Source organism: Nitratireductor aquimarinus (assembly GCF_017255295.1).
Classification (GTDB): domain Bacteria; phylum Pseudomonadota; class Alphaproteobacteria; order Rhizobiales; family Rhizobiaceae; genus Nitratireductor; species Nitratireductor aquimarinus.
In genome coordinates this window covers 165,615-192,188 of the sequence record NZ_JAFKDE010000009.1, presented here as the reverse complement: position 1 = coordinate 192,188, position 26,574 = coordinate 165,615, and the positions used below count along the sequence as shown (strand labels likewise).

General features: G+C 62.8%; 27 protein-coding genes, 1 tRNA gene and 1 other RNA gene. 11 read left to right on the top strand and 18 right to left on the bottom strand.

Annotated elements, in window-relative coordinates; translation table 11 throughout:
- Positions 1 to 29 precede the first annotated feature (29 nt).
- Positions 30 to 449, bottom strand: coding sequence for an HIT family protein (locus JYP46_RS16830; protein ID WP_113153862.1), 420 nt, complete (start codon positions 447 to 449; stop codon positions 30 to 32).
- A gap of 229 nt (positions 450 to 678) precedes the next feature.
- Here JYP46_RS16830 and ffs point away from each other — a divergent pair.
- The 7 genes from ffs (at position 679) to JYP46_RS16795 (ending at position 7,596) form a co-directional block, all read left to right on the top strand.
- Positions 679 to 775: signal recognition particle sRNA small type (gene ffs / locus JYP46_RS16825), an RNA gene on the top strand.
- A gap of 128 nt (positions 776 to 903) precedes the next feature.
- Positions 904 to 2,778 carry a DNA polymerase III subunit gamma/tau gene (locus JYP46_RS16820; protein WP_206548761.1) on the top strand — a complete coding sequence of 625 codons (1,875 nt, stop codon included), beginning with the start codon at positions 904 to 906 and terminating at the stop codon, positions 2,776 to 2,778.
- 17 nt (positions 2,779 to 2,795) lie between these two features.
- Positions 2,796 to 3,119, top strand: a complete 324-nt coding sequence (locus JYP46_RS16815) for a YbaB/EbfC family nucleoid-associated protein (protein ID WP_113153864.1) — start codon at positions 2,796 to 2,798, stop codon at positions 3,117 to 3,119.
- Between the two features lie 159 nt (positions 3,120 to 3,278).
- A complete protein-coding gene (recR, locus tag JYP46_RS16810; protein ID WP_206548760.1) occupies positions 3,279 to 3,884 on the top strand; it encodes a recombination mediator RecR in 606 nt (201 codons plus the stop codon).
- A 220-nt stretch (positions 3,885 to 4,104) separates the two neighbouring features.
- A complete protein-coding gene (locus JYP46_RS16805; RefSeq protein WP_206548759.1) occupies positions 4,105 to 5,334 on the top strand; it encodes a lytic murein transglycosylase in 1,230 nt (409 codons plus the stop codon).
- 137 nt (positions 5,335 to 5,471) lie between these two features.
- Positions 5,472 to 5,870, top strand: coding sequence for a Kazal-type serine protease inhibitor domain-containing protein (locus JYP46_RS16800; protein ID WP_206544393.1), 399 nt, complete (start codon positions 5,472 to 5,474; stop codon positions 5,868 to 5,870).
- A gap of 268 nt (positions 5,871 to 6,138) precedes the next feature.
- Positions 6,139 to 7,596, top strand: coding sequence for an aldehyde dehydrogenase family protein (locus JYP46_RS16795; RefSeq protein WP_206548758.1), 1,458 nt, complete (start codon positions 6,139 to 6,141; stop codon positions 7,594 to 7,596).
- Between the two features lie 656 nt (positions 7,597 to 8,252).
- Here the strand turns inward: JYP46_RS16795 and rpsU are convergent.
- From rpsU to cysG, 6 genes are all read right to left on the bottom strand, one after another.
- Positions 8,253 to 8,480, bottom strand: a complete 228-nt coding sequence (gene rpsU, locus JYP46_RS16790; RefSeq protein ID WP_113153869.1) for a 30S ribosomal protein S21 — start codon at positions 8,478 to 8,480, stop codon at positions 8,253 to 8,255.
- A gap of 295 nt (positions 8,481 to 8,775) precedes the next feature.
- Positions 8,776 to 9,297 carry a DUF934 domain-containing protein gene (locus JYP46_RS16785; protein WP_206548757.1) on the bottom strand — a complete coding sequence of 174 codons (522 nt, stop codon included), beginning with the start codon at positions 9,295 to 9,297 and terminating at the stop codon, positions 8,776 to 8,778.
- A 9-nt stretch (positions 9,298 to 9,306) separates the two neighbouring features.
- Positions 9,307 to 10,074, bottom strand: a complete 768-nt coding sequence (locus JYP46_RS16780) for a phosphoadenylyl-sulfate reductase (protein WP_206548756.1) — start codon at positions 10,072 to 10,074, stop codon at positions 9,307 to 9,309.
- Positions 10,049 to 11,719 carry a nitrite/sulfite reductase gene (locus JYP46_RS16775; protein WP_206548755.1) on the bottom strand — a complete coding sequence of 557 codons (1,671 nt, stop codon included), beginning with the start codon at positions 11,717 to 11,719 and terminating at the stop codon, positions 10,049 to 10,051. The genes JYP46_RS16780 and JYP46_RS16775 overlap by 26 nt, the downstream gene beginning before the upstream one ends.
- Before the next feature lie 16 nt (positions 11,720 to 11,735).
- Positions 11,736 to 12,044 (bottom strand): DUF2849 domain-containing protein, encoded by a 309-nt coding sequence (locus JYP46_RS16770; protein WP_113153873.1) that lies wholly within the window; start codon positions 12,042 to 12,044, stop codon positions 11,736 to 11,738.
- The gene (cysG, locus tag JYP46_RS16765) at positions 12,044 to 13,471 is read right to left on the bottom strand and encodes a siroheme synthase CysG (RefSeq protein ID WP_206548754.1); all 1,428 of its coding nucleotides are present in this window, start codon (positions 13,469 to 13,471) and stop codon (positions 12,044 to 12,046) included. The genes JYP46_RS16770 and cysG overlap by 1 nt, the downstream gene beginning before the upstream one ends.
- 229 nt (positions 13,472 to 13,700) lie before the next feature.
- On the opposite strand from cysG, the gene JYP46_RS16760 reads away from it, so the two are divergent.
- On the top strand, positions 13,701 to 14,147 hold the full coding sequence (locus JYP46_RS16760) for a baeRF12 domain-containing protein (RefSeq protein WP_206544399.1): 447 nt from the start codon (positions 13,701 to 13,703) through the stop codon (positions 14,145 to 14,147).
- 88 nt (positions 14,148 to 14,235) lie between these two features.
- On the opposite strand, the gene JYP46_RS16755 is transcribed toward JYP46_RS16760, so the two are convergent.
- From JYP46_RS16755 to JYP46_RS16730, 6 genes are all read right to left on the bottom strand, one after another.
- The gene (locus JYP46_RS16755; RefSeq protein WP_206544400.1) at positions 14,236 to 14,979 is read right to left on the bottom strand and encodes an SDR family NAD(P)-dependent oxidoreductase; all 744 of its coding nucleotides are present in this window, start codon (positions 14,977 to 14,979) and stop codon (positions 14,236 to 14,238) included.
- 74 nt (positions 14,980 to 15,053) lie between these two features.
- On the bottom strand, positions 15,054 to 17,342 hold the full coding sequence (locus JYP46_RS16750; protein WP_206548753.1) for a transglycosylase domain-containing protein: 2,289 nt from the start codon (positions 17,340 to 17,342) through the stop codon (positions 15,054 to 15,056).
- A gap of 111 nt (positions 17,343 to 17,453) precedes the next feature.
- A complete protein-coding gene (locus tag JYP46_RS16745) occupies positions 17,454 to 18,071 on the bottom strand; it encodes a ribonuclease D (protein ID WP_113153876.1) in 618 nt (205 codons plus the stop codon).
- A gap of 17 nt (positions 18,072 to 18,088) precedes the next feature.
- Positions 18,089 to 19,471, bottom strand: coding sequence for a dipeptidase (locus JYP46_RS16740; RefSeq protein ID WP_113153877.1), 1,383 nt, complete (start codon positions 19,469 to 19,471; stop codon positions 18,089 to 18,091).
- 128 nt (positions 19,472 to 19,599) lie between these two features.
- Positions 19,600 to 20,592: a BMP family lipoprotein gene (locus tag JYP46_RS16735; RefSeq protein WP_113153878.1), complete on the bottom strand. Its 993-nt coding sequence runs from the start codon at positions 20,590 to 20,592 to the stop codon at positions 19,600 to 19,602.
- Between the two features lie 372 nt (positions 20,593 to 20,964).
- Complete coding sequence (locus tag JYP46_RS16730) at positions 20,965 to 21,276, bottom strand: hypothetical protein (RefSeq protein ID WP_113153879.1); 312 nt, start codon at positions 21,274 to 21,276, stop codon at positions 20,965 to 20,967.
- Between the two features lie 218 nt (positions 21,277 to 21,494).
- On the opposite strand from JYP46_RS16730, the gene JYP46_RS16725 reads away from it, so the two are divergent.
- Positions 21,495 to 21,584: transfer RNA gene (locus JYP46_RS16725), tRNA-Ser, on the top strand.
- A gap of 95 nt (positions 21,585 to 21,679) precedes the next feature.
- On the opposite strand, the gene JYP46_RS16720 is transcribed toward JYP46_RS16725, so the two are convergent.
- The 4 genes from JYP46_RS16720 to JYP46_RS16705 form a co-directional block, all read right to left on the bottom strand.
- Positions 21,680 to 22,162 (bottom strand): hypothetical protein, encoded by a 483-nt coding sequence (locus tag JYP46_RS16720; protein WP_206548752.1) that lies wholly within the window; start codon positions 22,160 to 22,162, stop codon positions 21,680 to 21,682.
- Positions 22,163 to 22,258: 96 nt separating this feature from the next.
- The gene (locus tag JYP46_RS16715; RefSeq protein ID WP_206548751.1) at positions 22,259 to 22,606 is read right to left on the bottom strand and encodes a DUF6616 family protein; all 348 of its coding nucleotides are present in this window, start codon (positions 22,604 to 22,606) and stop codon (positions 22,259 to 22,261) included.
- Between the two features lie 14 nt (positions 22,607 to 22,620).
- The gene (locus JYP46_RS16710; RefSeq protein WP_206548750.1) at positions 22,621 to 23,403 is read right to left on the bottom strand and encodes a DNA alkylation repair protein; all 783 of its coding nucleotides are present in this window, start codon (positions 23,401 to 23,403) and stop codon (positions 22,621 to 22,623) included.
- Positions 23,400 to 23,930 (bottom strand): MarR family winged helix-turn-helix transcriptional regulator, encoded by a 531-nt coding sequence (locus JYP46_RS16705; protein ID WP_206548749.1) that lies wholly within the window; start codon positions 23,928 to 23,930, stop codon positions 23,400 to 23,402. The genes JYP46_RS16710 and JYP46_RS16705 overlap by 4 nt, the downstream gene beginning before the upstream one ends.
- A 201-nt stretch (positions 23,931 to 24,131) precedes the next feature.
- On the opposite strand from JYP46_RS16705, the gene JYP46_RS16700 reads away from it, so the two are divergent.
- Together JYP46_RS16700 and JYP46_RS16695 are read left to right on the top strand one after the other, a co-directional pair.
- Positions 24,132 to 24,950, top strand: coding sequence for an FkbM family methyltransferase (locus tag JYP46_RS16700; protein WP_162742225.1), 819 nt, complete (start codon positions 24,132 to 24,134; stop codon positions 24,948 to 24,950).
- A gap of 34 nt (positions 24,951 to 24,984) precedes the next feature.
- Positions 24,985 to 26,085 carry a glycosyltransferase family 8 protein gene (locus JYP46_RS16695; protein WP_206548748.1) on the top strand — a complete coding sequence of 367 codons (1,101 nt, stop codon included), beginning with the start codon at positions 24,985 to 24,987 and terminating at the stop codon, positions 26,083 to 26,085.
- Positions 26,086 to 26,098: 13 nt separating this feature from the next.
- Here the strand turns inward: JYP46_RS16695 and queF are convergent, their stop codons facing one another.
- Positions 26,099 to 26,566: a preQ(1) synthase gene (gene queF, locus JYP46_RS16690; RefSeq protein ID WP_206544408.1), complete on the bottom strand. Its 468-nt coding sequence runs from the start codon at positions 26,564 to 26,566 to the stop codon at positions 26,099 to 26,101.
- Between the last annotated feature and the right edge of the window lie 8 nt (positions 26,567 to 26,574).

The following is a 26,574-nucleotide window of genomic DNA, read 5'->3' as shown; positions in this document are numbered from 1 at the left end:
GAAGAGGGAAGTCCGTTTTCAGGAAAAGGTCAGAGTTTGCCGCGAATCGTTTCGGCGAGCTGATGCAGGTCTTCGCGGCGATAGGGCTCACGCACACCATGGCCCCAGATGGGGCCGGGCCAGCCGGGGTCGCCTTCATTGCGCGCAACCACATGGATGTGCAGTTGCCGGACGACATTGCCGAGGGCGGCGGTGTTGATCTTGGTGCAGCCCGTCATGTCCTTGAGCGCCTGGGCGACGAGATTGGTCTCGAAGCTCACCATGGCCTGATCGAGCGGGGTCAGCTCGTGAATCTCTTCCGCGCCGGGGCGCTGCGGAATCAGCATGAGCCAGGGCCAGCGACGGTCGTCGCAAAGGCGCAGCTCGCAAAGGCCGAGCCATGTAACGTGAAGGCTTTCAGCCTCCAGCCGTGGATTGAGCTCGAAACCCTGCTTGGCGTCCGGCAGCATCGCTTTTCCTCATGATGACAATCAAGGCTAGATTATTTTGTGGCCGGGCGAAATCACCTCATACCGCATAATTGCGCATATCAGGCGCCATTCTGCGGTTCGCCATTTCGGTTAACCCGTAGGCCGGCCCGGATGCGGGCGCGGCGGTTGCAGGCAATCGGCCGGTCATCGACAGGAAAGCGAAACTCCTCCCTTGCATTTGGCTTCACAATTTCCGATATGGGGGCCGGGAGGTTGGTGGTGGACGAGCCACTCGCCAACCGGGTCAGGTCCGGAAGGAAGCAGCCCTAACGAGCCAGGCACGGGTCGCCGTGCCAGCCTCCCACCTTCTTCTTGCTTTTCTAAGCCGCATTCACCGGAATCCAGCCTTGCCGTCCAGATTGTCCATTGACGCACAACCTCGTCCAAGGGGACACTGGAAGCGTCAGGGCAAAACACGGAGCGCGACAGGGCAATGACCGACGCCGGCACGAACGCAAGCGACAAGGCCGGCAGCGCCTACAGGGTTCTGGCCCGCAAGTACCGTCCAAGCGATTTCACGGGACTGATCGGCCAGGAGCCGATGGTCCGCACGCTCACCAATGCATTTGGCGCGGGGCGCATCGCGCAGGCGTGGATGCTGACCGGCGTGCGCGGTGTGGGCAAGACCACGACGGCGCGCATTCTGGCGCGTGCGCTCAACTACAAGACAGACACCATCGATGCGCCAACGGTCGATCTGACCGTTGAGGGCGAGCATTGCCGCGCCATTCTCGAAGGCCGCCACGTCGACGTGGTGGAGATGGACGCGGCCTCGCACACCGGCATCGACGATATTCGCGACATCATCGATCAGGTGCGCTACGCGCCGGTCTCCGCGCGCTACAAGGTCTTCATCATCGATGAGGTCCACATGCTCTCCAATCAGGCCTTCAACGGCCTGTTGAAGACGCTTGAGGAGCCGCCGCCGCATGTGAAGTTCATCTTCGCGACGACGGAAATCCGCAAGGTTCCGATCACCATCCTGTCGCGCTGCCAGCGCTTTGATCTGCGCCGCATCGATGCAGCCATGATCAAGGCAGACCTCGCCCGCATCGGCGGGCTGGAGGGCGTGGAGGCGGAAGACGAGGCGCTGGCGATGATCGCGCGCGCGTCCGAAGGCTCGATGCGTGACGCCCAGTCGATCTTCGATCAGGCGATTGCCCATTCCTCCGGCCAGGTCACGGCGGAAACCGTGCGTGACATGCTGGGACTGGCGGATCGCAGCCGCATCATCGGCCTGTTCGAAAACCTGATGAAGGGCGATGTCGCCGCCGCGCTGGCCGAGTTCCGCGCGCAATACGATGTCGGCGCAGACCCGGCGACCGTGCTGAACGATCTCGCCGAATTCAATCATCTGGTCACGCGGCTGCGCTTCGTGCCCGAGGCGGCTGAAGACGCCTCGTTGTCGGAAGACGAGCGCGCCCGCGGCCTCGAATTTTCCAAAACGCTTTCCGTGCGTGTTCTCTCGCGCGCCTGGCAGATGCTGCTCAAGGGCATTCAGGAAGTGCAGTCTTCCGGCCGGCCAGTGGCCGCCGGCGAGATGGTGCTGATCCGCATCGCCCACGCAGCCAATCTGCCGACGCTCGATGAAGCGATGAAGCGGCTCGACGACATGCCTGCCGGCAATGGTCAGGGCCAGCCCTCCGGCCATGGCGCGCCTGCGCCTTCGGGCAATGGTGCTGGTGGGGGCGCTGGTGGGGGCGCTGGCGGCGGCGGCGCGATGGGTTCGGCGGTCGCCACGCAGCATGTTTCCGTGTCTGGCGGTGGCGGCGGCCAGACCATGCGTCTCGTCCAGTCCGCGCCCGAAAGCGCGCCTGCGCCCATGCAGCAGCAGGCCGTGCATGAAGAGGCCGAGGCGGACGCCGTGCCGCTGCGCTCGCTTGAAGACATCGCAAAGCTTGCCGATGCCAATCGCGACATGGCGTTCAAGGTTCGCTTCAAGAGCTATGTGCGCCTCGTCTCGATCGAGCCCGGCCGGCTTGAGGTCAATCTCGCCGCCGATGCGCCCAAAACGCTGATGGGCGACCTGACCAACCGGCTCAAGGAGTGGACCGGACGGCGCTGGATCGTCATGCTTTCCAGCGAGGCCGGCGGCCCCACGCTTTCCGAGGTGGAAGAGGGGCGGCGCGAAAGCGCCATGGCCGACGCGAAGGCGGACCCCGCCGTCGCAGCCATACTGGACAAGTTTCCCGGCTCTAAGATCATCGATATCCGCATCCCCGACGCGACCGACCCGGATGCGATCGACGATGCATCCGGTCCCGTCGAGGCGGTCGATCTGGATGATGATGACGACGACGATTTCTGAATGAATTGGAGACCAAAATGCGCGATCTGATGGGCCTTATGGGCAAGGCCAAGGAGATGCAGGCCAAGTTTCAGGCCATGCAGGAAGAAATGGCCCAGATGGAAGTCCAGGGCCAGGCTGCCGGCGGCTCCGTCACGGTAACGCTCAGCGGCAAGTCCGAGATGAAGGCGCTCAAGATCGACCCGTCGCTCTTCAAGGAAGACGATGTGGAGATCCTCGAGGACCTGATTCTGGCGGCGCACAACGATGCGAAGACCAAGCTCGAAGCCACCATGCAGGAAAAGACCCAGGAAATGACGGCTGGCCTGCCCATTCCTCCGGGCATGAAGCTGCCTTTCTAGCGCATAGGCCCGAAAATCGGGATCGATTTTCGGAAAGCACGATGCGTGGATTCAATAGGTTGGAGCGTCCTTTGTGCGTCCGAATGGATGCACGGCGCTTCAGGACAGGAGAACGGGCGTTGATCCGCAATCGGATCAGCCCCTCAATGGTATCCTTGCATGTCAAAATCCATCGCCGGGCCTGAAATCGAGCGTCTTATCCAGCTTCTGGCGCGTGTGCCGGGGCTCGGGCCGCGCTCGGCCCGGCGTGCGGCACTGCATCTGATCAAGAAAAAGGATCAGCTCTTCGCGCCGCTCACTGCCGCCATGTCGGATGCGCTGGACAAGGTCCGGATCTGTTCCACCTGCGGCAATGTCGATACGCACGATCCCTGCACCATCTGCACCGATCCGCGCCGCGATGGCAGCACCATCATCGTTGTCGAGGATGTGTCGGATCTCTGGGCGCTTGAGCGCGCCGGCGCGATGAGCGCACGCTATCACGTGCTTGGCGGCACGCTGTCGCCGCTCGATGGCGTCGGGCCGGGCGATCTCAATATTGCGGGGCTCGTCAGCCGGGTTTGCGAAGGCGGGGTGTCCGAGCTCATTCTTGCCGTCAATGCGACGGTCGAGGGGCAGACCACCGCCCATTACATCACCGATCAGGTGGCCGGGATGGAAATCAAGGTCACGCGCCTTGCGCACGGCGTGCCGGTGGGTGGCGAACTCGACTATCTGGACGAGGGAACGCTGTCGGCGGCGCTTAAATCGCGTACCAGTTTCTAGGAAAAGCGGAAGCGCTCTGGCCGGATGACGGCTTCCTTCTCTCTGCGTGCGGGGAGAAGGGGGCCTCGAAGTCGGCGTCCGGAATTGCACAAGACCAATGAATGAGAGCGTTTGCACGATTCAACGAGAAGTGGACGCGATCTAGCCAGTGCGGCGGTTGTGCCGCTACCATGCTATCAGACGATCAAACGCCCATTGCGGCGACGGGAGAGACGCCTTGATGTTCCAGCGCATGATCCGCCTTCTTGTCATTCTGAGCGTTTCGCTTGCGGCGGGCGCGGCTGCGGCGCAGTCCGTCGAGACGCAGTTCCGCAACTGGCTCGCCAGCGATCTGTGGCCGGAGGCGCAGCGCCGGGGCATTTCGGCCAACACTTTCAACGCTGCCTTCGCCAATGTGTCACCCAATCTGAAACTGCCGGACCTCGTTCTGCCGGGCGAGAGCAAACCGCGCAGCGACAGGCAGCATCAGGCGGAGTTCCGTGCGCCATCGGCTTATTTCAAGCATATCGGGGGCGTCGTCTCCGGCGGTCGCGCGCGGGCTGGAAAGCTCAATGGCGTGCTGTCGGCCATCGAAAAGCGCTATGGCGTTCCGCGCGGCGTCGTGCTCGCCGTCTGGGGGCGGGAATCCGGTTTTGGCGGGGCAAAAATTCCCTATGACGCGTTCGAGGTTCTCGGCACCAAGGCCTTTCTCGCCACCCGCAAGGCGATGTTCCGTGAAGAGGTTCTGGCAGCGCTCGAAATGGTGGAGCGTCGCGGCGTCTCGCCCCGCGCCATGCGCTCATCGTGGGCCGGCGCCATGGGGCAGCCGCAGTTCATGCCCACCTCCTACCTGAAATATGCCGTCGATGGCGATGGCAATGGCAGCGCCGACATCTGGAATTCGCAGGCCGACACGCTTGCCTCCATCGCCAATTACCTGGCGCAGCATGGCTGGGTGCGCGGGCGCGACTGGGGCTTTGAAGTGACCGTTCCGCAGGGCGTTTCCTGCGCGCTCGAGGGCCCGGATCGCGGCAAGAGCATTGCAGACTGGCAAGCGCTCGGCATCCGCCGGGTTGGTGGCAAGGCGTTTCCCGAGCATGAGCTGCGCGGCGAGGGCTATCTGATGATGCCTGCCGGCCGCTTTGGTCCGGCCTTCATCGTCACGCCCAATTTCTACCGCCTCAAGGACTACAACGAGAGCGACCTCTACGCGCTTTTCGTGGGCCATGCGGGCGACCGCATCATGTATGGCAACAATGAATTCGCCACCTCGTGGGGCCGTGTCGGCGGCTTCAATCGCAGCGATGTGGCGGGCATGCAGCGCGGGCTTGAAAGGCTTGGCTACGATGTCGGCGGGGCCGATGGTTTGGTCGGCTTCAAGACGCGCCGCTCCATCGGCGCGTGGCAGCAGAAAAACGGGGTCTCTCCGACCTGTTTCCCGGAAAGCCAGACCGTGCGCCGCCTGCAATAGCAGTAAAACCGTCTTCGGCTGCGGGCCGGAAGCATAGCACCTCTCGATACACTGGTGACTTCTTCAAAATCGTCTAATCTGCGCATGGGGTTGCGCCGGGAGCCGGCGTCAATATTTGAAAGAGAGAGGGTCTCGCGGTGTCTGTTGCAAAAATTCTGTCCCGTGTCGGCGCGCTTGCGGGCGCAGCCGTCATTCTGGCGAGCTGTACGGTGGTTGTTGAAGAGGGGCCGAACCGTCCGCGTCCACCGCGTCCGGATCGCCCGCAGGTCTGCACGATGGAATTCCAGCCGGTCTGTGCGCGGCGGGGTGATCGTCAGCGCACCTTTGCCAATGCCTGCACGGCGCGCGCCGCCGGCTATCGCATCGTTCGGCCGGGCGAATGCCGGGCACAGTCCAACCGGCCCGAGCGTCCGCAGATCTGCACCCGCGAATACCGCCCGGTATGCGCACGCAAGAACGGCCAGCGTCGCACCTTCGGCAATGCCTGCTCGGCACAGGCCGCCGGCTACCGGATCGTTCGCCCCGGCCAGTGCTGATCTGACGGGAAGTTCAGCTGCGCCGCCTTTCCAGAGGGGCTGCCGGCACTCAAAACAGCACTGAAAATGCAGGCGCGGGTGAGGCGGGCAGCTTCACCCGCGTTTTCTTTTGTGCGGGCCTTGGACCGCACTCGGTGCTTCCGGCATTTCCGCTCAGGTTTCATGCGCAAATGGCAGGCTGGCATAACGAAGCATCGCATGACTGGCCTGCCCCGCCTGGGTTAGGCTCCGGGCCAACCAAACTGAGATAAGCGGGGGTATTCCACCAATGGCGCTAACCGAAACGGGCAGCATGCATTTCAAAAACTACATTGCCGGCGAATGGATTGACGGCGACAGCCAGGTCGAGAACATCAATCCGTCGGACACGCGCGATGTGGTGGGCCTGGCGGCGCGCTCCGGCGCTGCGGATCTCGACCGCGCCATCGATGCCGCACATGATGCCGCGCCAGGCTGGGGGCGTTCCACGCCGCAGCAGCGCTTCGACATTCTCGACGCTGTCGGCAATGAGATCATCGCCCGCAAGGACGAGCTCGGCCACCTGCTTTCGCGTGAGGAAGGCAAGATCCTGCCGGAAGGCATTGGCGAGGTTGTGCGCGCCGGTCAGGTGTTCAAGTTCTTTGCCGGCGAAGCCCTTCGACTGCCGGGTGAACGCCTCGATTCCATCCGTCCGGGCGTTGAGGTGGACATGCGCCGCGAGCCGATGGGCGTGATCGGTCTCATCACCCCGTGGAACTTCCCCATCGCCATTCCCGCCTGGAAGATCGCGCCCGCGCTTGCCTATGGCAACACGATCGTGCTCAAGCCGGCCGAGCTGGTGCCGGGCTCGGCATGGGCGCTGGCGGAGATCCTGTCCCGCGCCGGTCTGCCGGAAGGCGTGTTCAACATGGTTGCCGGTCGCGGTTCCGAGCTTGGTCCGCGCATGATCGAGAACCCGAAGGTTCGCGCCATCTCCTTCACCGGCTCCGTGCCCACCGGCCGTGGCATCGCCGCTGCCTGCGGACAGCATCTCAAGAAGGTGCAGCTTGAAATGGGCGGCAAGAACCCGCTGGTGGTTCTCGACGATGCCGATCTGGATGTGGCGGTCGCGGCCGCGCTCAACGGCGCATTCTTCTCCACCGGCCAGCGCTGCACCGCTTCCAGCCGTCTTGTCGTGGCCGATGGCATTCACGACCGGTTCGTCTCCGCGCTCACCGACAAGCTCAAGGCGCTTGTGGTTGGTGATGCGCTCGACCCCAGGACCCAGATGGGGCCGGTGGTCGATGAGAAGCAGCTTGAGCAGGATCTCTCCTATGTGGAGATCGCCGGCCAGGAAGGCGGCAGGCTTGCCTTTGGCGGCGAGCGCCTGACGCTCGACAAGCCCGGCTTCTACATGGCGCCGGCGCTCTTCACCGAAACCCGCAACGATATGCGCATCAACCGTGAAGAGGTCTTCGGCCCGGTCGCCAGCGTCGTCCGCGTGAAGGATTACGAGGAAGCGCTGCACGTCGCCAATGACACCAGCTTCGGCCTTTCCTCGGGCATCTGCACGACCTCGCTGAAATATGCGAGCGACTTCAAGCAAAAGTCCCAGGCCGGCATGGTCATGGTCAATCTGCCGACCGCCGGCGTCGACTATAATGCGCCGTTCGGCGGCACCAAGGGCTCGAGCTTCGGCTCGCGTGAGCAGGGGCGTTACGCCGTCGAGTTCTACACCACGGTGAAGACCGCCTACACGCAGCCCTGATCGTCAGGACGCTGACAGAATACCGATGTCGCCATCTTTGGTGGCGGCATCCCCGGCGCGGCGTCCGTATCGCTTTATCCATCATGCTGTCACGTCCCTAAGACGCCGGATTCCCGGTGTTTCGGGCGATATTTACAATTTTAGGAAAAGTTTACCCTGTTGCCTGAATGTGGCTGAAGCGCCTCATTTCTCGGAACAAATCCACAACTCGGGATTTTATCTCACGAGTGCGATTTGCAACATCGAGCAAGGACAATGACGCAACAGGACAAACGACAGGAGCGCCGGAGCGACGCATATCGCGCTGACACTGCGCGCAGTGTCAGACAGCGTCTTGGGCAGCCCGAAAACACGCGGTTTCTGAACAAATTGCCGCATTTCTCGCTGGATTCGGAAATTCCGGACGAATTTCAGGATCTTTTGGGAAAGCTGGACGAAGCCGAAAGCCGCGCAGGCTGAACTGCCGGCCCGGGCATCGGGACGAAGCGTGTAATCCGATTATTCCGATGCGCCATCAATGGCTTGGACCGATTGCAATGCATCCGGGTGGGCGCAGGGCAATCCCATAATCCAAAAAACAAAACAGGGACGGGGCCAAAGCCGCACCGTCCCTGTCTCGTAAATTCACAAAAACCAGGCTTGCCTGGCATCAGCCCCTAGGCTGCGCGGCGCTTCTTCGGCAGAAGGCCTTCGCGCTGAGCCTGCTTGCGGGCCAGCTTGCGAGCGCGGCGGACAGCTTCGGCACGCTGGCGTGCGCGCTTTTCCGACGGCTTTTCATAAGAACGACGGGCTTTCATTTCCCGGAAAACACCCTCGCGCTGGAGCTTTTTCTTGAGCACTTTGAGGGCCTGATCGACATTGTTGTCGCGAACGATAACCTGCAATGGACTTCCTTCTTCAGTTGGCGTTTCAGTGATTGAGCCTGGCCAGGGCGCTCGAAAGCGCGAAGGGCAACTCACGTTCAATCTTATTCCACATCGGTGCGGGAGCCTGGCATCAGCCGGCGCAGAGATGCAAAAGCGCCCGTCAAAGGGGCGACTCAAGATGGGGCGCACCATAACAGAAGTTCTGCCGAATGCACCCCTGAGGTCTTAATATAGGGATAATCCCCTGAAAAGCGAGCCAAAATCCCGCAAAACAGCGCGATAACCGTGATTTGCAGCCCTGATTCCGGGTGATTCAGGCCGAAACCCGCCGCCATGCATAGGAGCCGGGTGCTGCGGCCGCTTTCGCCGCCGGCTGGTAGTAAAGCGGAATGCCCGCTTCCCGGCCGGACTGGAGCTGCTCCAGCGTGCGCGGATTGGCGATTTCGAGGCTGGAGAAGCCGACCCGAAGCATATGCGCGACCTGATCAATCAACACATCGCCCGTGGCGCGGATTTCACCGCGATAGCCATGGCGCGTGCGCAGGAGTTCGGCCTTGGAATAGCTGCGCCCGTCATTGAAGGCGGGAAAGGCGAGCGCTACCAGCGGCAGACGCGCAAGATGCGGCAGGAGCGTATCCAGCGCATCGCCTGGCTGAAGCTCCACGCCAATGCGGTCGGCCGCCTTTGTGCGTGTCTCGTCGTCAAGATCGAGAAAGGCTGCAAGCGGCAGGATCACATGCGCGCTGGCATCAAGAGCCGAACCGTCTTCGGCCTTCTGCCAGCGGTCGTCCTGAAAGCCGTCTGCGGTCCAGAGGCGAATATCGGTCGTGTTCATGAAAAACTCCTATCCCGATGCCGTCGAGAGCGTGTCTTCGAGGCCGGGCAGATGGATGCCGCATTCGGTCTTGGCCTGACCGGCCCAGCGGCCTGAACGCGGGTCTTCGCCGGGCTTTACGGGGCTCGTGCAGGGAAAACAGCCGATCGACAGATAGCCGAACGCCACCAGCGGGTTCTGGCGCAGTCCGTGCCGGCGCATATAGGCGGCCTGATCTTCGGTCGACCAGCGCGCCAGCGGGTTGACGCGGATGCGCGGACCAACGGCCTCGAACACCGGCATTTCGGCGCGGGTCGACGCCTGACCGCGCTTGCGGCCGGTGAACCAGGCGCGATAGGGCGCGATGGCGCGGGCCATGGGCTCCACCTTGCGGATCGCGCAGCAGCGGTCGGTGTCACTCTGGTGCAGGATGCCATCTGGATCGTCAGCGGCAAGAGCATCCTCAAGCGGCCTGATGATCTCGATATTGGTCAGGCCCAGATCGTCCGCGAGCTGATCGCGGTATTCAAGCGTTTCGCCAAAATGCTGGCCGGTGTCGAGGAAGGTGATCGGCAGACCGGGAGCAGCTTCTGCGATCAGGTGAAGCAGCGCTGCGGAATCGGCACCGAAGGAGGATGTGGCGGCAATGCCGCCCGCATCCGCGAAGAGATCGATTGCCACGGCAATGATCTCCTCGGCGGGCAGGTGTCCGTAGCGCAGGTTCAGCGCAGCCGCGAGGTCGCCCGTGTCGCCACTGGCGGCAAAGTCGCGGTCAAGCTGCCTTGGCTTCGTGGCCATAAAGGGCCTCCTTGAACGGCGCCGGTCCGAGCCGGCGATAGGCTTCGAGGAAGGTCTCGTCGCGGTTTTCGCGCTTTGCGAGATAGGTGTCGACAATAGTTTCCACCGCGTCGGTGATTTCCTCCGGCGCAAAGCCACGCCCGATGATCTCGCCGATGGTCGAACCCTCGCGCGCGGAGCCGCCAAGCGTCACCTGATAGAGCTCCGTGCCCTTCTTCTCGACGCCCAGAATGCCGATATGGCCGACATGGTGATGGCCGCAGGCATTGATGCAGCCGGAAATCTTGATCTGAAGATCGCCGATCTCGTCCTGCCGGGCCTGCGTGGCGAAACGCTGCGAAATCTCCTGCGCCACCGGAATGGAGCGGGCATTGGCGAGCGCGCAGTAATCCAGGCCGGGGCAGGCGATGATGTCAGTGATGAGACCGGCATTGGAGGTCGCAAGACCGATCTCGACAAGTTTCGCATGAACCGCAGGAAGATCGGCGCGCGCCACATGGGGCAGGATCAGGTTCTGCTCATGGCTGACGCGGATTTCGTCATTGCCGTACCGCTCTGCGAGATCCGCAATGGCGTCCATCTGTACATCGGTGGCGTCGCCCGGCACCTCGCCAATGCCCTTGAGCGACACGGTCACGGAGGCATAGTCGGGGTTGCGGTGCGTGTGCGCATTGCGGCGCAGCCAGTCGGCAAAGCCGGGATCGGCCTTGACCACCTTGCTCACTGCTGCGTCGCCTTCCGGGCGGGGTTTGAGCTTCGGGGGCGCGAAATAGGTTTCGATGGCGCGAATGTCTGCATCGGGGAGCTTCAGCTCGCTTTCCTTCAGCGCGGCGAATTCCTTTTCCACCTGCGCTGTCAGTTCCCCGGTGCCGGTCTCGTGGACCAGAATCTTGATGCGCGCCTTGTACTTGTTGTCGCGGCGTCCGTTCAGATTGTAGACGCGCAGGATCGCCGTCACATAGGAGAGCAGGTCCTGCTCTGGCAGGAAGTCGCGGATCTTCTTGGCGACCATGGGCGTGCGGCCAAGGCCACCGCCGACGAACACGGCAAAGCCCAGCGCGCCTTCCTCGTTCTTTTTCAGGTGCAGGCCGATGTCGTGCACCTCGATGGCGGCGCGGTCGCGCTCTGCGCCCGTCACGGCAATCTTGAACTTGCGCGGCAGATAGGAGAACTCCGGATGGAGCGACGACCATTGCCGCAGGATCTCCGCATAGGGGCGCGGGTCCGCCACCTCGTCTGCGGCGGCGCCTGCAAAATGGTCTGCCGTCACATTGCGAATGCAGTTGCCGGAGGTCTGGATGGCGTGCATTTCCACCTCCGCCAGCTCTTCGAGCACACGCGGAATGTCGGTCAGCTTCGGCCAGTGGAACTGCAGGTTCTGGCGCGTGGTGAAATGGCCATAGCCCTTGTCATAGGTGCGCGCGATATGGGCCAGCCTGCGCATCTGGCGCGCGGTCAGCGAGCCATAGGGAATGGCGATGCGCAGCATGTAGGCGTGAAGCTGAAGATAGACGCCGTTCATCAGCCTTAACGGCTTGAACTGGTCTTCCGTCAGCTCGCCGGAAAGGCGGCGCTCCACCTGGTCGCGAAACTCTGCAACGCGGGCCTGCACGAAGGCATGATCGAATTCGTCGTAACGGTACATGGGACGTGGCCTGACGTTAGGCGGCGTGCTGCGCGGCGTTGCGCGCCTGCTTGCCGATCTCGGGGTGAATGGAAGGCCCGCCTGCGCGGATGCGTTCGCGCAGGCGCTTGGGGAGGATGCGGCCTTCGGCGATGTCCACGTCGACCAGTGTGACGTCGATCACGATGTTGGCGGCGAGCGCGGCGCTGCCGGCAGCGGCGATGCGCGCTTCGTCTTCGGCGTCGCGCGCCACATGGGCGGCGTCGATCGTATCGACCCAGCGGTCGCCTGCGCCCAGCCATACGGTTTCGCCATCGGTCAGGCGATTGGCGGCTACTATCTTCATCACGCGCGCTCCAGCTGGTGCTTATAGGTTGCGAGCGCTTCGGAGCGCTCGAAATTTGCGCCGGCCACGGCATCGCCGATCAGCGTCATCACGGGGCCGGTCAGTTCGCTGCGGTCGGCAAGCGAAGGCAGGTCGCTCAGCGTTCCATGCAGCAGGCGTTTGTCGTCGCGGCTGGCGTTCTCGATCACGGCCACGGCGGTGTCCGGCGAGAGGCCGGCCTCGATGAGACGCCCAGCCACATCGGCAGCCACGGAGCGCCCCATATAGACGGCGATGGTCGCACCGGAGACGGCAAGGCTCGCCCAGTCCGGCAGGGTGCGGCCCTTCAGGTCGTGGCCGGTGGTGAACACGATGGAGGAGGCGATGCCGCGAAGCGTCAGCGGCAGCTCGAAATCGGCGGCGGCCGCAAAGGCGGCGGTGACGCCGGGCACGACCTCGTAGGACACGCCTGCTTCACGCAGTGCCGCCATTTCCTCGCCCGCACGACCGAAGATCAGCGGGTCGCCGGACTTCAACCGCACCACGCGCTTGCCCTCGCGGCCAAGCGTGACCAGAAGATCGTTGATCTGTTCCTGGCTCTTGGAGTGGCAGCCCTTTCGCTTGCCGACGGAAATGCGTTCCGCATCGCGGCGGCCCATGGCAACCACGGCCTCGGGCACGAGCGCGTCGTAGACAATGACATCTGCTTCCATGAGCAGGCGCTGGGCGCGCAGCGTCAGCAGATCTTCCGCGCCGGGGCCTGCGCCCACAAGTGCGATGTGGCCGGGTATGTCGCTGCCGGCGGCCAGCAGGCTGGAGGCGCTGCGGCGGGCTGCCGCCGTGTCGCCCCGGGCCATGGCATGCGCCGTGTCGCCGGTGAAGAACGCTTTCCAGAAGCGGCGGCGGGCGAGCCCGCGCGGCACCAGCCGGTCGACGGCGTCGCGGTATTGCGTGGCGAGATGGGCGAGCGCGCCCAGCGACGGGGAGAGCATCTGATCCACGCGCGCCCGCACCATCTGCGCCAACACGGGGCCGGCTCCCTCTGTGCCGATGGCGACGGCGAGCGGCGCACGGTTCACCAGAGCCGGTGTGTAGAAATCGCATAGTTCGGGCCGGTCCACCGCATTGGCGGGGATGGAGCGCGCCCGTGCATCGGCAATGATGGCGCGGTCCTGCGCCTCATCATCGGTGGCGGCGAACACCAGTGCTGCATTGTCGAGATAACGCGGCGCGTAGGGCGCGCGGATGAGATGCGCTCCGTTGGCCTTTGCCCAGGAGACGAGGGCGTCTTCGGGCGCATCGGCGACAAGCGTGAGTGCTGCGCGCGACTGGCCAAGAAGGCGGGCCTTGGCAAGCGCCTCTTCTCCATTGCCGACGATGACGACGGCGCGGTTCTCCACCCGCATGAACACGGGAAAAGCCGCAAGCTTTTGAGTGTCTGTCGCCATGATCGCGAGCCTTGTTGAAAGATGCCCGGAATAATGGCGGTTTGCATGGGTTCCTGAGAAGAAATACACTCACCGTGGCACAGGGGTGCGACAAGATTGCTTTTCCGCAGCGTCGCTTTTCCGCAGGAAATCCTTCCCCGGCTTCGCTGCGATACCCATATCAGTTTTGTGGGAACGGGAAGCGCCAGCCCGCGTTTCCCGGAGACCGACTTGAGCAATGGAGATCGAAATGGCTGAGTTCCGGCTTGTACACGATACATGGGTTGTGGTCGCTGATGGTGAGAAGGCGCTGTTCCTTCGCAATGAAGGCGACGCCACCTATCCCAACCTTCAGGTCGTGCGTTTGATGCAGGAAGAGAACCCGCCAAGCCGGGAGCAGGGCACCGACAGGCCGGGACGTCTCAATGACGGCAATGGCGGGCACCGCAGCGCCGTGGACGAGACCGACTGGCACCGCATCGAGAAAGAGCGCTTTGCCGGCGATGTCGCCGAGCGACTCTACAAGCTTGCGCACAAGGGCAAGTACAGCAAGCTCGTGCTGGTCGCCCCGCCATTGGTGCTGGGCGAGCTGCGCAAGGAAATGCACAAGGAAGTGGAAGACAAGGTCATCGGCGAGATCGCCAAGACGCTGACCAATCACACGGTGAGCGACATCGAGAAAGTGCTGCTTCAATAGCAGCTTGTGCGCCGGACAGGCGTGCGCCGTTGCAGCGTTTCTCGGAAACGCTGCAACGTTTGTTACACCTCACGCCGCGTGGGATGTTTTAGACGTGCTGGCCGCCATTGATGTGGATTTCCGAGCCGGACACGTAGGACGACTGATCCGAGCACAGGAAGAAGATCGTGTCGGCGACTTCCGAGGTCTGGCCGAGGCGGCGCAGCGGAATGCCTTCAACGATCTTGTCGGTGCCGGGAGAAAGGATCGAGGTTTCGATCTCGCCCGGCGCAATGGCGTTGACGCGGACGCCATGGGGGCCGAAATCGGCTGCCATTTCGCGGGTCAGCGCCACGAGAGCGGCCTTGGACGTGGCGTAGGCGGTTCCGGCAAAGGGGTGGACGCGGCTGCCGACGATGGACGTGACATTCACGATCGAGCCCTTCGCATTGCCAAGCTCGCGGAAGAGGCCGCGCGCCAGCATGATGGGGGCGAAGAAATTCACCTGAAACACATCGCGCCACACATGCATGGGCGTGTCGATGGAGTTCATGCGCTTGCCGCCCTCAAGCTTGGGCGAGATGGCCGCATTGTTCACCAGCGCGTCGAGCCGGCCGCCATTGGCCTCCAGACGGTGCCGGATCTCGGCGACCGCGATGCCCACGTCTTCCTGGTCGGAAAGGTCTACCTTGATGTGGTCTTCCGGGCCGGCGGGCCATGGACAGTCATCGGCGAACGCCTGCCGCGAGCAGGTGATGACGCGCCAGCCCTCGCGGGAAAAACGCTTCACCGTCGCGTGGCCAATGCCCCGGCTTGCGCCGGTTAAAACCAGTGTCTTCCGCTCGTCCGCCATGCCCTTCTCCCTGTTCCGTTCCTATGTAGGCGACAGCGCAGGGGAAAGCGATAGGCAAAGCGGATGGCGGCACTCTAATTTCCCAGAATGATGTCGAGGATGGAGGTCTGGCTGCGCTGCGGCGCACCGCCGACATCCGCCGGTGGCACGGGACGGCGCACGGAGGCCGTGTGGTCGGGGTTTCCGCCGCCGGGTGCGGGCACTGGGGCTGGCACCGGGGCGGACGGTGTAGGCCGGGCCTCAGAGGCCTGCGACGCTTGTGTGTTGGCGCCGCCATTACCGCCAGAGCCAACAGCGGCTTGCGGGACGGGGCGCTCCTGAGGCTGCGCGGCGACGCCGCCGCCGAAGGATGCGCCGGGCGACCAGGAGCCGGGCAGGCGCTTTACGGGGCGGCCCTTTTCGGCCTCTTCCATGAAAGCCTTCCATGCCGGTACTGGCAGGGAACTGCCCGTCGCCCTGGTGGATTTGGACGTGTCGTTGCCGAACCACACGCCGGTCACCAGATCGGCGGTGTAACCCACGAACCACGCATCGCGCGACTGCTGCGTGGTGCCGGTCTTGCCAGCGGCGGGGCGACCGATGGCGGCTGCGCGGGCGCTGCCGTTTTCCACCACGCCCTGCATCATCGAATTCATCATGCCGATCACTTCCGCGCTTGCCACGCGCGTCATGCGTGGCCGGTCATGCTGATAGAGCACCTTGCCGGAGGAGGTGGTCACGCGGGTGACGAAATGGACCTCCGGGCGCAGTCCGCCGGTGGCGAAGGGAAGGTAGGCCGCCGTCAATTCCAGCGGCGTGACCTCGGAGGTGCCGAGCGCGATGGAGGCGTTGGCCTTGAGGTCGGATTCGATGCCCATGCGTTGCGCCAGCTCCACCACGGATTTGGGACCGGCTTCCATGGCGAGCTGCGCTGCAACGGAGTTGAGCGAGCGGGCCAGCGCTTCCGACAGGGTGACGGGGCCGTAATATTTGCCCTTGTAGTTTTCCGGCTTCCATTTGCCGATCCTGATCGGCGCGTCATTGCGCACGCTGTCGGGGCGGCGCCCCTGTTCCAGCGCGGCCATGTAGACGAAGGGCTTGAAGGCGGAGCCCGGCTGCCGGCGCGCCTCGGAGGCGCGGTCGAACTGGCTGTTGGCGTAGTCGTAGCCGCCCACCATGGCGCGCACTGCGCCCGTGGTGTCGATGGAGACGAGCGCGCCCTGGCTGACCGCCAGCTTGCCGCCCTTCTCGTCGATCAGGCTGCGGATGGTCTTTTCGGCCTGTTTCTGAAGCCGGAAGTCCACCGTCGCCTCGACGATGATGTCGTTCTTCACATCGCCAATGAGGCCGGGGAGTTCTTCCATCACACGGTCGGCGAAATAGTGTTCGGAGCCGGTCCAGTAGGCGGCGGCGCGGGTGGCGGGCCGGCTCATGGCGGTGGTCATCTCGCTGTCGCCGATCATGCCCTGGTCGCGCATGGCGGTCAGCACCACCTGCGCGCGGGTTTCGGCGGCCTGCGGATCGCGCGCCGGCGAAAGGCGCGAGGGCGCTTTCAGAAGGCCCGCGAGGAGGGCGGCTTCCGACAGGGTGACGTCGCGCGCGGACTTGTTGAAATAGCGCCGCGAGGCTGCCTCGACGCCATAGGAGCCGGAGCCGAAATAGACCCGGTTCAGATACATTTCGAGGATCTGATCCTTGGAGTGCTTCTGCTCCAGCCATAAGGCGAGCAGCACTTCCTGCACCTTGCGCTCAATGGTGCGGTCGGGTTTCAGGAACAGGTTCTTGGCAAGCTGCTGGGTGAGCGTGGAGCCGCCCTGGGTCAGCCGCCCGGCCAGAAGGTTTTCCGACATGGCGCGCGCAAGGCCGATGGGGTCGACGCCGAAATGCGAATAGAAACGGCGGTCCTCGATGGCGATCACGGCCTGCGGGATGAAGGGCGACATTTCGTGCAGGCCAACGGCCTCCCCGCCGGTCATGCCGCGATTGGCGATCAGCCCGCCATCGGCGGAGACGATCTTCACATTGGGTGGCCGGTCGGGGATTTCCCAGGTGGTGGCGGAGGGCATTTTCGCGCCGTAATAGGCGGTGATGCCCACGGCGGCGATGCCGCCCCACAGCGCCAGCACGAATGACCAGTAGACGGCGGTGCGCAGGAAGCCGAAGAAACCGCCGCCACCGCTACCACCGGCACCGCTCTTGCGGCGCGGGCTTGCGCGGCGGGCGCTTTTTCCGCCTTTGGTGCTCTTGCCCTTTGCGGGCTTGCGCCGCTGGCGCGAGGGCACGACGCGATCGGCGTCACCGAGCTTGAGATCATCGCCGCCACGGCGCGCGGCGGGCGCGTCGAATGTCGGTTCGATCCTTCGGTTTTTCGTCTTACGCGCCATACAGCCTGTTGCCCCGTGATCCTGTGCCCGCATTGCCAAGTGCGGGCACAGTAAAGGGCAGCGGTTTAAGGCGCAGTTAAGTCAAATTAAACGAAATCGACCGGGTTGCGCTCAGCTGTGGGCAAAAATGTCGGCTTCTTCCCAGCCCATCAGGTCCAGCTTGGCGCGGGTGGGCAGGAAGCGGAAGCAGGCATCGGCCTCGCGGGTGCGCTTCTCGCGCTCCAGGCGCACGATCAGCTTTTCGCGCAGCTGGTGCAGGTAGAGCACGTCGGATGCCGCATATTCGAGCTGTTCGGGCGAAAGTGTCTCGGCGGCCCAGTCGGACGACTGCTGCGCCTTGGACAGGCTGACGCCGAGCAGCTCGTTGCACAGATCCTTCAGGCCGTGACGGTCGGTATAGGTGCGGGTGAGGCGCGAGGCGATCTTGGAGCAGAACACCGGCTCCGGCATGACGCCGAAGCTGTGATAGAGCACGGCCAGATCGAAGCGCGCATAGTGGAACAGCTTGGTGATCTTGCGGTTCTTCAGAAGGGCGACGAGGTTCGGCGCCTTCTTCTGTCCGGCATCGATCTGCACCACATCGGCGGTGCCGTCGCCCGGCGAAAGCTGGACGACGCAAAGCCGGTCGCGATGCGGTTTCAGGCCCAGCGTCTCGGTGTCGATGGCCACGGCGTCGACATCGTAATTGCTGAGATCCGGCAGATCGTTCTTGTGAAAGCGGATGGTCATGTCTTCTTCTTCCCGGCTTACTGCTTGCTCAGGGCATCAAGAATGCGGGCCCAGGAGCGCTGGCCGCGGTGGAACGAGTTGAGGTCGTATTTCTCGTTGGGCGAGTGGATGCGGTCATCCTGCAGGCCAAAGCCCACAAGCAGCGTCTCCATGTCGAGCATGCGGCGGAATTCGCCGGCAATCGGAATGGAGCCGCCCATGGCGATGGCCACCGCCGGCTTGGACCACTCGTCGGTCAGCGCGGCCTGCGCCCTGGTGACAAGCGGCATGTCATAGTCGAGCTGGAAGGCGGGCGAGCCGCCATGCGGATGGAACTCCACCCGGCAGTCGTCGGGCAGCCGCTCTTCGACAAAGGCGCGGAAGGCGGCGCGGATCTTTTCAGGATCCTGCTTGTGTACGAGACGGAAGGAAACCTTCGTCGAGGCTTCGGCCGGGATGACCGTCTTGAAGCCTTCGCCGGTGTAGCCGCCGGTGATGCCGTTCACCTCTGCCGTCGGGCGCGCCCAGACTAGCTCCAGCGCGGAACGGTCCTTCTCGCCGAACAGTTTGGAAAGGCCGATGGGGCCGAGGAAATCCTCGGTGGTCTCGCCGAGACCTTCCCAGGTTTTCAGGATCTCTGCCGGCGTTTCTTCCACGCCTTCATAGAAACCGGGCACGGTGACGCGGCCATTCTCGTCGTGCAGGTCGCCGAGGATGCGCGCCAGAACCGTGATCGGGTTGGCGGCGGCGCCGCCGAAGAAGCCCGAATGCAGATCGCGGTCGGCGGCCTTGATGGTGATCTCCTCACCGACCAGGCCACGCAGGCCAACGCAGACCGCCGGCGTATCGCGGTCCCACATGGCGGTGTCGCAGACCAGCGCAAACTCTGCGGAAAGCTCTTCGCGGTTTGCTTCCAGGAATGGGCGCAGCGACGGGGAACCGGATTCCTCCTCACCCTCGAACAGGATGGTGATTTTGCAGGGCAGCTTGCCGTGAACCGCCTTATAGGCGCGGCAGGCTTCCACGAAGGTCATGAGCTGGCCCTTGTCGTCGGAAGAACCGCGACCGAGGATCGCCTTGCGGCCCGGCTCGATCTCCTTGATCGACGGGGAGAACGGGTCTTCGTCCCACAGCTCCAGCGGATCGACCGGCTGCACATCGTAATGGCCGTAGAACAGCACGTGCGGGCCTTCGCCATCATGATGCGCCACCACCATGGGGTGACCTTCAGTGTCGCGCACGCTGGCGTCGAAACCGATGGAGTTCAGATCGTCCACCAGCCATTCGGCAGCCTTGCGGCAGTCGGCGGTGAAGGCCGGATCGGTCGAGATCGACTTGATCTTCAGAAGGTGGAAAAGCCGCTCCAGACTCTGATCGATGGAACGATCGAGCTGATCGAGAACCGGGGCGAGATCGGACATGGAAAGCTCCTGAAGACTGTACGGAGAAAATATGGAAGCGGCCTAACACATTCCGGCCGCGGAGAGGAAAGGAAAAAGGGCCGCACGGGCGGCCCTTTGGAATGTGTCGCCTGAGCGAAAGCGCTGCCTCAGTAGGGGCAGGCGTTGTCGCTCAGGAAGTTGTGCACCACGATCTCGCCGTCGATGATCTTCTGCTTGGCTGCCTCGACGGTGGCCTTCATCTCGTCGGTCACGAGGTCCTTGTTGTTGTCGTCCATGGCGTAGCCGACACCGTCTTCGGCAAGGCCGAGATCCTGAAGGCCGTAGCTGAACTCACCGTTCTTGGCGTCCATGAAAGCATTGTAGACGGCGACGTCCACCTGCTTGACCATGGAGGTGAGAACCTTGCCCGGATGCAGGCCGTTCTGGTTGGAATCGACGCCGATGCCGAGCTTGCCGGCATCCGCCGCAGCCTGGAGAACGCCAACGCCCGTGCCGCCAGCGGCGTGATAGACCACGTCTGCGCCCTGGTCGATCTGCGTGCGGGTGATCTCGCCGCCCTTTGTCGGGTCGTTCCACGCCGACGGCGTGTCGCCGGTGTAATTGCGAATGACCTTGGCGTCTGCGTTGGCTGCCTTGGCGCCGCCCACATAGCCGCACTCGAACTTGCCGATCAGCGGAACCTGCATGCCGCCGACGAAGCCGACCGTGCCGGTTTCGGAAGCGAGTGCTGCCAGCATGCCGACCAGATAGGAGCCTTCCTGCTCCTTGAAGGTCACCGAGCGCACATTGGGCGCGTCCACCGCATCATCGATGATGGTGAAGTCGGTGTCGGGATATTCTGCGGCGACCTTTTTCAGGTAGTCCACCCAGGTGAAGCCGGCCATGACGATCGGGTTGCGGCCGTTCTCGGCGAAGCGGCGCAGGGCCTGCTCGCGCTGGGCGTCGTTGGAGATTTCGAACTCCACATATTCGATGCCGGTTTCTTCCTTGAACCGCTCGGCGCCATTATAGGCTGCCTCGTTGAAGGATTTGTCGAACTTGCCTCCCAGATCGTAGATGAGAGCCGGAGCGATCTCATCCGCAAATGCGCTTGCGGACATCGCGGTTGCGGCCAGAAGGCCGAGGACAATACGCTTCATGTGATCCACACCCTGTCGGTTATCCTGTCTCTTTTGCCTGTGCCGCAGAAGCGGATACCGGAACCAAGGCCCGTTCGCTCCCGCGCCCTTGCGAGCATCCCGTAACCGGCCGTGGACCAGCGGGGACGGCATGAGGAAAGCAAATTACTCTCCTCTTGCCAGCACTCTTGCATGGCTGAATTCAAATTTCACGTGGAATTTTGACCGTTCGGAAAAACGACTTTGGATAGTCTTGCCGGGGTTCAGTGGAGAGCATCGGGCCGAAAAGTGGAATCCGGTTTTCGCACATATCAATAGTTCGGAGCGCGCGTTTTGTGGCCGTACGAAAGCGGGCGATCTGCTGCCTGGCTGTGCGGTCTCTTTCCGCGCGCCTTATGAGAAGGCGTGGCGTTTGCGCCGGTATCCGATGGCGTGAAAGAGGAGTGCGAGCACGGCGAAGACCAGCCAGCCCGGCAGGGTGAGAATGTAGATGATGGCCGGATCCCAGATGACGGGGAAGGTGTAGCGCTGGATCAGCGCCTGGCTGAGATTGAGCGTATCGGGCGAGACCGAATACCAGCTTTCACCCAGCGGTGTGATGATGAGCGCGGAAGCGGCGATGGAGCGTGTGGCGTCGATCACCGCCATCACGACGGCGACGGCCAGGGCAAACAGGGCCAGGATTCGAAAGATCAAGCGAAACATCGCTTCCCCTTGGGTGTGTTCGCGCGGTGCATTTGAAACTACCTGTCGAGACATAGGCTGCGGTGCGCGGGATGGCAATTGCGCTACGGAAAGTTGAGCGTTTGTGAACTCCGGACACAGGAAAATGCGTCAAATTGCAAATCTGTCACAGACTGGTCTTGGCATTCGCGATCAGATCGACTAGATGAGCGTCGCGCAGCTGAAAAATGCAGCGCCGTGGAGAGGTGGCCGAGTGGTTGAAGGCGCACGCCTGGAACGCGTGTATACGGGAAACCGTATCGAGGGTTCGAATCCCTCTCTCTCCGCCATATTCAGCTGATAACTCTTGAATGTCGGTAATGGCTTCCGCCGACCTTGTTGTCGCCCGAAGCTGCCATTCGCTACAGATCCAAGTTGATCTCCCTCAGTCGCAGGTTGCCGCACTGTTCTTTACATACATGTCAATCACCTCCCAGAAGTGGCCGCGAATATGGCCTCTTACAACGTCGAGATGCTGCGCGCGGCTGTAGCTTGTGCCCGGTTTGCGATACGGAATGAGAGTAACGCTCTCGTTGTAGATGTTGGTCTCGATTGTTCTCTGGGCCTTGCGGAACCGACCGATCAGTTGTTTCAGACTTTGACCTTTGCGGTCCAGAACGCCCTGACGGTTGACCTCACGCAGTGTTCCGCGAGGCGGTCGCGGGGGTTGGCCCTGTGCAATAAGGCTCAGATTGAGCGCAAAACTCTCATGCCAGGCCACCATATGGGCCAGCATGTCGAGAGCGTTCCAGCGGTGATTGATCATAATGTCGGTGTCGAATTCGGGCACCTGATAGAGCCGGATGAAATTTTCGACTTCCCACCGCTCGGCAGCCAGAAGCTTGTCGATGACTTCCTTGTCGCTCATGGATAGTCTCCAGCTGAAATTTCCCGACTGTCGCATTCGCGGGCAAGACGGGAAAGTCCGCCTTGCTAGACCGGGAAATTCAAGCAGCATTCCCGGCTATCGTTGCGCGGCTTCACTCAACTGCGTGAGGTGTCCGGCGAGATCGGTGGCTTCGCCGCCGGCGTTGATGGTGTCGAAATAGTCGTGCCAGCCCGATTGCGCGATGCCGGATATGAGCGCATCGAGCGCCGCATCGTCGGGGCAGCGCCAAATGGCGAAGAATGTCTGTGGTGCGGCGTGCCGTTTGGTCTGATCGACCTTGCCGAGTGCAAGAGCCTCCACGCCGAGGGCGGACAGGGCCGGAACGGCCGAGCCGATGCCGGTGAAGAATTCCTGGCGTTCGCTCTCGGAGAGGTCGAGCCAGGCGGGTTTCGGGGTGTAGAGTTCGGCGAGATAGTGCGCCATGGTTCACTTCCGGTTCAACGTTGGAGATCGGGTTTGATCGAGCGAAGGGCGCGCTTGCAGATGCGGGCTGTCGCAGGTGTCGGGCTTTCGGCGGACCATCGGGTGCACAGGGCCTGAACCCAGTCCGGCCGGTCTTTTCCGGCGTCGTTCAGCCAGTTGCCAACCGAGTCCTGCACATAGCCGGAAGGGTCCGCTCGAAGCGGTTCGAGGACCGGAAGCCCAAGCTGTGGCTGTGTCTTCAGCGCGCCGATATGCGTGCACCACACGCCGCGCGGGCGGATAGCCTCCGAGGCAAAGCGCCGGACGCGCTCCGACGGATCTGCGCTCCACGCGGCCAGCATCGCGATGGCGCTTTCGAGTTCGGCGGCGAGATGCGGGCGGACGGCCATCCACGACCATTCCCGCACGCCGAAATGCCGGTCGTCGGCATAGGGCCGTATCGCCGCAAGCCTGTCGTGAAGGGGCATTTGGGCCGCGCCGACCATGAAGCAGGCCCAGCCGCGCGCGGTGTCCGAAGGGTGCTGCCCAAGCCGGTCCAATACGGTGTCGCCAAGCTCCTGCCGGATCAATTGCGCGGCAAGCGCCATGCGTCTTGATATGCCTTGCGCTGCGCTCTGTTTCATTTCGGCCAGCGTGTCTGTGCCGATTTCCGGCAGGACATTGCCCATGAGCACGGCAAAATCGACGGCGAGACACTCGGTGAGCGTCGCGGCTTCAATCTCTCCGGCATTGAGGCGGGCGAGGCGATCCGGGCTTATATCCCTGACGCTGCGCCCTGCGGGCTTTGCTGCGCTCATGCGCGCGCATCCTTTGGCTGGCCCGCCTGTGGTCTGCCGGTTTCCAGATTTTGCCAGATGCGTTGCAGGAGCGTGTTCAGCGTTTTGCGCTCGTCGTCGGCAAAGCCTTCAAACAGCGAAGCGACCCATTCGGTGTGTTCGTTGAACAGGTCACGCGCCGTCTTTTGTCCTGCTTCGGTCAGGCTGACGGCGACCTTCCTCCGGTCATCAAGGCCGCCGCGGCGGGCGATGAAGCCGTCGCGTTCGAGGCCATCGAGAAGTCCGGTGATCGTTGCGCGGGTCACGCCCGCACGTTCCGCCAGCTCATGCGGCGAAAGCCCCCCGGGCTTGTCGTGCAGGAGAAAAAGCAGGACGAACTTGCTTTCGGAAAGCCGGTGCGGCGCAAGCCGGGCGGCGCAGTCGCGATCAATCGCGCCGGCCAGTGTCAGCAGCTCGAAACACGCGCGGATGTTGTGCGTGGGGGCGGTGGCGCGGCGCTCGGCTTCGTTCAGCAGCGCCAGGTGTTTCTGTTCAAGCATCTCATTCATATGGCGGCATATAATATGGTGCCTAATTATAGTCAATAATCTGTGGGCGGTGGCGTTTGCGTGGATTTCGGTTTCATGGTCTTCGGCGGGGCATCCACCAATTCCTGCTCTCTCCATCCGGCCCGCAACCAGAGGCTTGTCGTGATCGCCGGGCTCTGTCATTAAGGTTGTGTTTCCGCGCGGTTATCCGGGATGCAGGCCATGGGTTTTCTCAAGACGCTTGAAAAGAGCGCCCGGAATTTTCGGGACGAACGCATCATCAAGCCGCTCATTCGTTCGCGGTATTTCCAGCGGCATCTTTATGAAGAAGCGGGCGCGCTGATCGTCGAGCTCGATGATCACCGATGTGCGGTCAGCATTCAGGACCAGTGTATCGGAAAAGCCATTCGGCAGGAGAAGGGCTGGTTTCGGGAAGAAACCATGGCGGTGTTCGAGGCGGCGGCGCGGCGCGGGATCTTTGTCGATGTCGGTGCGAATATCGGAACCCAGACGATCTATGCGCTCAAGTTCGGCGGCTTCGAACGGGCGATCTGCTTTGAGCCGCACCCGGAACATCTGTGGATCCTCAAGGCCAACATGGCCATCAACGATCTGACCGACCGGGTGACGATCATGGAAGCGGCGGCCGGCAGGGAGCCCGGTGAGGCCCGGCTTTTTCTCAACACGCTCAACACCGGTGCGAGCAGCCTTCTGCACGATGGCGGCAGCGGCGTTGCCGTCGATGTGCCTGTCGTGCGCATCGAGGACGTGATGGCCGATCTGGGCGTGTCGCCGGACGAGATCGGACTGGTCTGGATGGATGTGGAAGGCTTCGAGGGGGACGCCATCGCCGGCTGGCCCTCCATGGCGGGGCTGCCGTTCTGCGTAGAATATTCGCCGGCTATCCGTCGCCTTTCAAATGACGTTTTTGCGTGCTGGAAGGAGTGGGCCGTCGTTCATAAGGACGGCGTTATTTGGAACTCAATGCCCGAGTTCGATATTTCGAAATTTGATCGGCAAGTGGACTTTCTTTTCAGATAGGAAACGGAAGCCTTGCCTGTTCCGAGGCAAGGTTTTGAACGCTTTCTATTTTGTCGTCGATGAGGGGATGTGCTGCATTGCCAGCGCGCAGGCCCTGCATATTGCGCGCAGCTGGGGCTGCGATGTTCACATCTTTGTCGAAAGGCGTGATCCCGCAGCCGCCGTACGGCAGGTCGAGCATGAAGGGCGTATTCACTATCATTTCGACGCGTTGATGCCCTGTCTTCCGGAAGGGCTGCCGAGCAGCCGCAGCTGGCCGCATATCGTTTATCTCCGGCTGTTTGCTCCGGCGCGCCTGCAGCAATATAGCCGGCTGATCTATCTCGATGCCGATGTCCTGAGCATGAAGCCCGATCACGCGATCTGGGACGTGGCTCTGCCGTCCGGTCTTGCCGCCGTGGAAGATTACGGAACGCTTTTCGAGCTGCCGCCAACGGCCAAAAAGCTGTGCCGGGAGGACTGGCTGGAGACGCTGGGCATTTCATCCGGTCGTGGCTTCAACTCGGGCGTTCTGGTGATCGACCCGCAGCGCTGGCGGGAGCATGACTTTGCCGGCAGGCTTGTCGAATATTTTGAGAAATATCCGCAGGCCGAGCGTTTCGATCAGGATTTTCTTGCCTGGCTCTTCGATGGCGCATGGACGGAGCTGAGCCCGCGTTTCAATTTTCAGGCGTCGGTGCTCGGTTTCGGTATGTTTGCGGCAATTGATCCGGTGTTCGTGCATTTCTGTCAGTATGAAAAGCCCTGGTTTGACCGGCGGGGCGACGCCGCGACCAATATCGATGAAGCCATCATCGATGTGTACGATGCGCTTCTCGAAGAGGCTGGCTGCGACGCCGCAGCGCTGGCGCGCCCGCTCACACTGACGGGGCCGCAGCGCTTCAAATTCTGGCTGCGCAGAAAGATGGCGGCGCACGGTTTTCCTTCACGCAAGGAGCGGCGCGTGGGGCGGGAACGGCAGCGCCGCATCGGTGTGTTCGCCGACTATGTTTCCGCGCGCCTTTCCGAAGGGCGCTTCGCCGACATGGCGGCCAAGGCGCTGCCCGATATCCGCGACGAGACCTATTTCGATGGCCGCTTCTTCAGGACCCGTCTCGACAGGGATGCGCTGCTTGCGAAGCAGAGTGCGTCCTGAACGCTCCCTCTCCCTAGCCACGCCCCCTGTAGGGCGGGACGCCCTGATCAGGGATCCACACGCCCTTTGGAGGTTCTCCGGTCTGGTAGAACACGTCGATGGGCATGCCGCCGCGCGGATACCAGTAGCCGCCGATGCGCAGCCAGTGGGGTTCCAGAAGGTCGCAGAGGCGGCGGCCTATGGAGACGGTGCAGTCTTCGTGAAACGCGCCGTGATTGCGAAATGCGCCGAGATAAAGCTTTAGCGATTTGCTCTCCACCAGCCAGCCGGCCGGCACATAATCGATCACCAGATGGGCGAAGTCGGGCTGGCCCGTGAGCGGGCAGAGCGAGGTGAATTCCGGCGCAGTGAAGCGCACGGCGTAGAGCGCATCCTCCTGCGGGTTGGGCACGCGTTCGAGCACGGCTTCTTCGGGGGATGCGGGCAGTTCGGTCTTGCCGCCCAGAAGGGTCAGATTGTCGTAGATGGTCTTGTCGGTCATTGCGGTCG

Bases quoted from the DNA above. Each gene is read 5' to 3' on its own strand.
- JYP46_RS16830 (WP_113153862.1), bottom strand. From the start codon at position 449: ATGCTGCCGGACGCCAAGCAGGGTTTCGAGCTCAATCCACGGCTGGAG.
- JYP46_RS16820 (WP_206548761.1), top strand. From the start codon at position 904: ATGACCGACGCCGGCACGAACGCAAGCGACAAGGCCGGCAGCGCCTAC.
- JYP46_RS16815 (WP_113153864.1), top strand. From the start codon at position 2,796: ATGCGCGATCTGATGGGCCTTATGGGCAAGGCCAAGGAGATGCAGGCC.
- recR (WP_206548760.1), top strand. From the start codon at position 3,279: ATGTCAAAATCCATCGCCGGGCCTGAAATCGAGCGTCTTATCCAGCTT.
- JYP46_RS16805 (WP_206548759.1), top strand. From the start codon at position 4,105: ATGTTCCAGCGCATGATCCGCCTTCTTGTCATTCTGAGCGTTTCGCTT.
- JYP46_RS16795 (WP_206548758.1), top strand. From the start codon at position 6,139: ATGGCGCTAACCGAAACGGGCAGCATGCATTTCAAAAACTACATTGCC.
- JYP46_RS16785 (WP_206548757.1), bottom strand. From the start codon at position 9,297: ATGAACACGACCGATATTCGCCTCTGGACCGCAGACGGCTTTCAGGAC.
- JYP46_RS16780 (WP_206548756.1), bottom strand. From the start codon at position 10,074: ATGGCCACGAAGCCAAGGCAGCTTGACCGCGACTTTGCCGCCAGTGGC.
- JYP46_RS16775 (WP_206548755.1), bottom strand. From the start codon at position 11,719: ATGTACCGTTACGACGAATTCGATCATGCCTTCGTGCAGGCCCGCGTT.
- JYP46_RS16770 (WP_113153873.1), bottom strand. From the start codon at position 12,044: ATGAAGATAGTAGCCGCCAATCGCCTGACCGATGGCGAAACCGTATGG.
- cysG (WP_206548754.1), bottom strand. From the start codon at position 13,471: ATGGCGACAGACACTCAAAAGCTTGCGGCTTTTCCCGTGTTCATGCGG.
- JYP46_RS16760 (WP_206544399.1), top strand. From the start codon at position 13,701: ATGGCTGAGTTCCGGCTTGTACACGATACATGGGTTGTGGTCGCTGAT.
- JYP46_RS16755 (WP_206544400.1), bottom strand. From the start codon at position 14,979: ATGGCGGACGAGCGGAAGACACTGGTTTTAACCGGCGCAAGCCGGGGC.
- JYP46_RS16750 (WP_206548753.1), bottom strand. From the start codon at position 17,342: ATGGCGCGTAAGACGAAAAACCGAAGGATCGAACCGACATTCGACGCG.
- JYP46_RS16745 (WP_113153876.1), bottom strand. From the start codon at position 18,071: ATGACCATCCGCTTTCACAAGAACGATCTGCCGGATCTCAGCAATTAC.
- JYP46_RS16740 (WP_113153877.1), bottom strand. From the start codon at position 19,471: ATGTCCGATCTCGCCCCGGTTCTCGATCAGCTCGATCGTTCCATCGAT.
- JYP46_RS16735 (WP_113153878.1), bottom strand. From the start codon at position 20,592: ATGAAGCGTATTGTCCTCGGCCTTCTGGCCGCAACCGCGATGTCCGCA.
- JYP46_RS16730 (WP_113153879.1), bottom strand. From the start codon at position 21,276: ATGTTTCGCTTGATCTTTCGAATCCTGGCCCTGTTTGCCCTGGCCGTC.
- JYP46_RS16720 (WP_206548752.1), bottom strand. From the start codon at position 22,162: ATGAGCGACAAGGAAGTCATCGACAAGCTTCTGGCTGCCGAGCGGTGG.
- JYP46_RS16715 (WP_206548751.1), bottom strand. From the start codon at position 22,606: ATGGCGCACTATCTCGCCGAACTCTACACCCCGAAACCCGCCTGGCTC.
- JYP46_RS16710 (WP_206548750.1), bottom strand. From the start codon at position 23,403: ATGAGCGCAGCAAAGCCCGCAGGGCGCAGCGTCAGGGATATAAGCCCG.
- JYP46_RS16705 (WP_206548749.1), bottom strand. From the start codon at position 23,930: ATGAATGAGATGCTTGAACAGAAACACCTGGCGCTGCTGAACGAAGCC.
- JYP46_RS16700 (WP_162742225.1), top strand. From the start codon at position 24,132: ATGGGTTTTCTCAAGACGCTTGAAAAGAGCGCCCGGAATTTTCGGGAC.
- queF (WP_206544408.1), bottom strand. From the start codon at position 26,566: ATGACCGACAAGACCATCTACGACAATCTGACCCTTCTGGGCGGCAAG.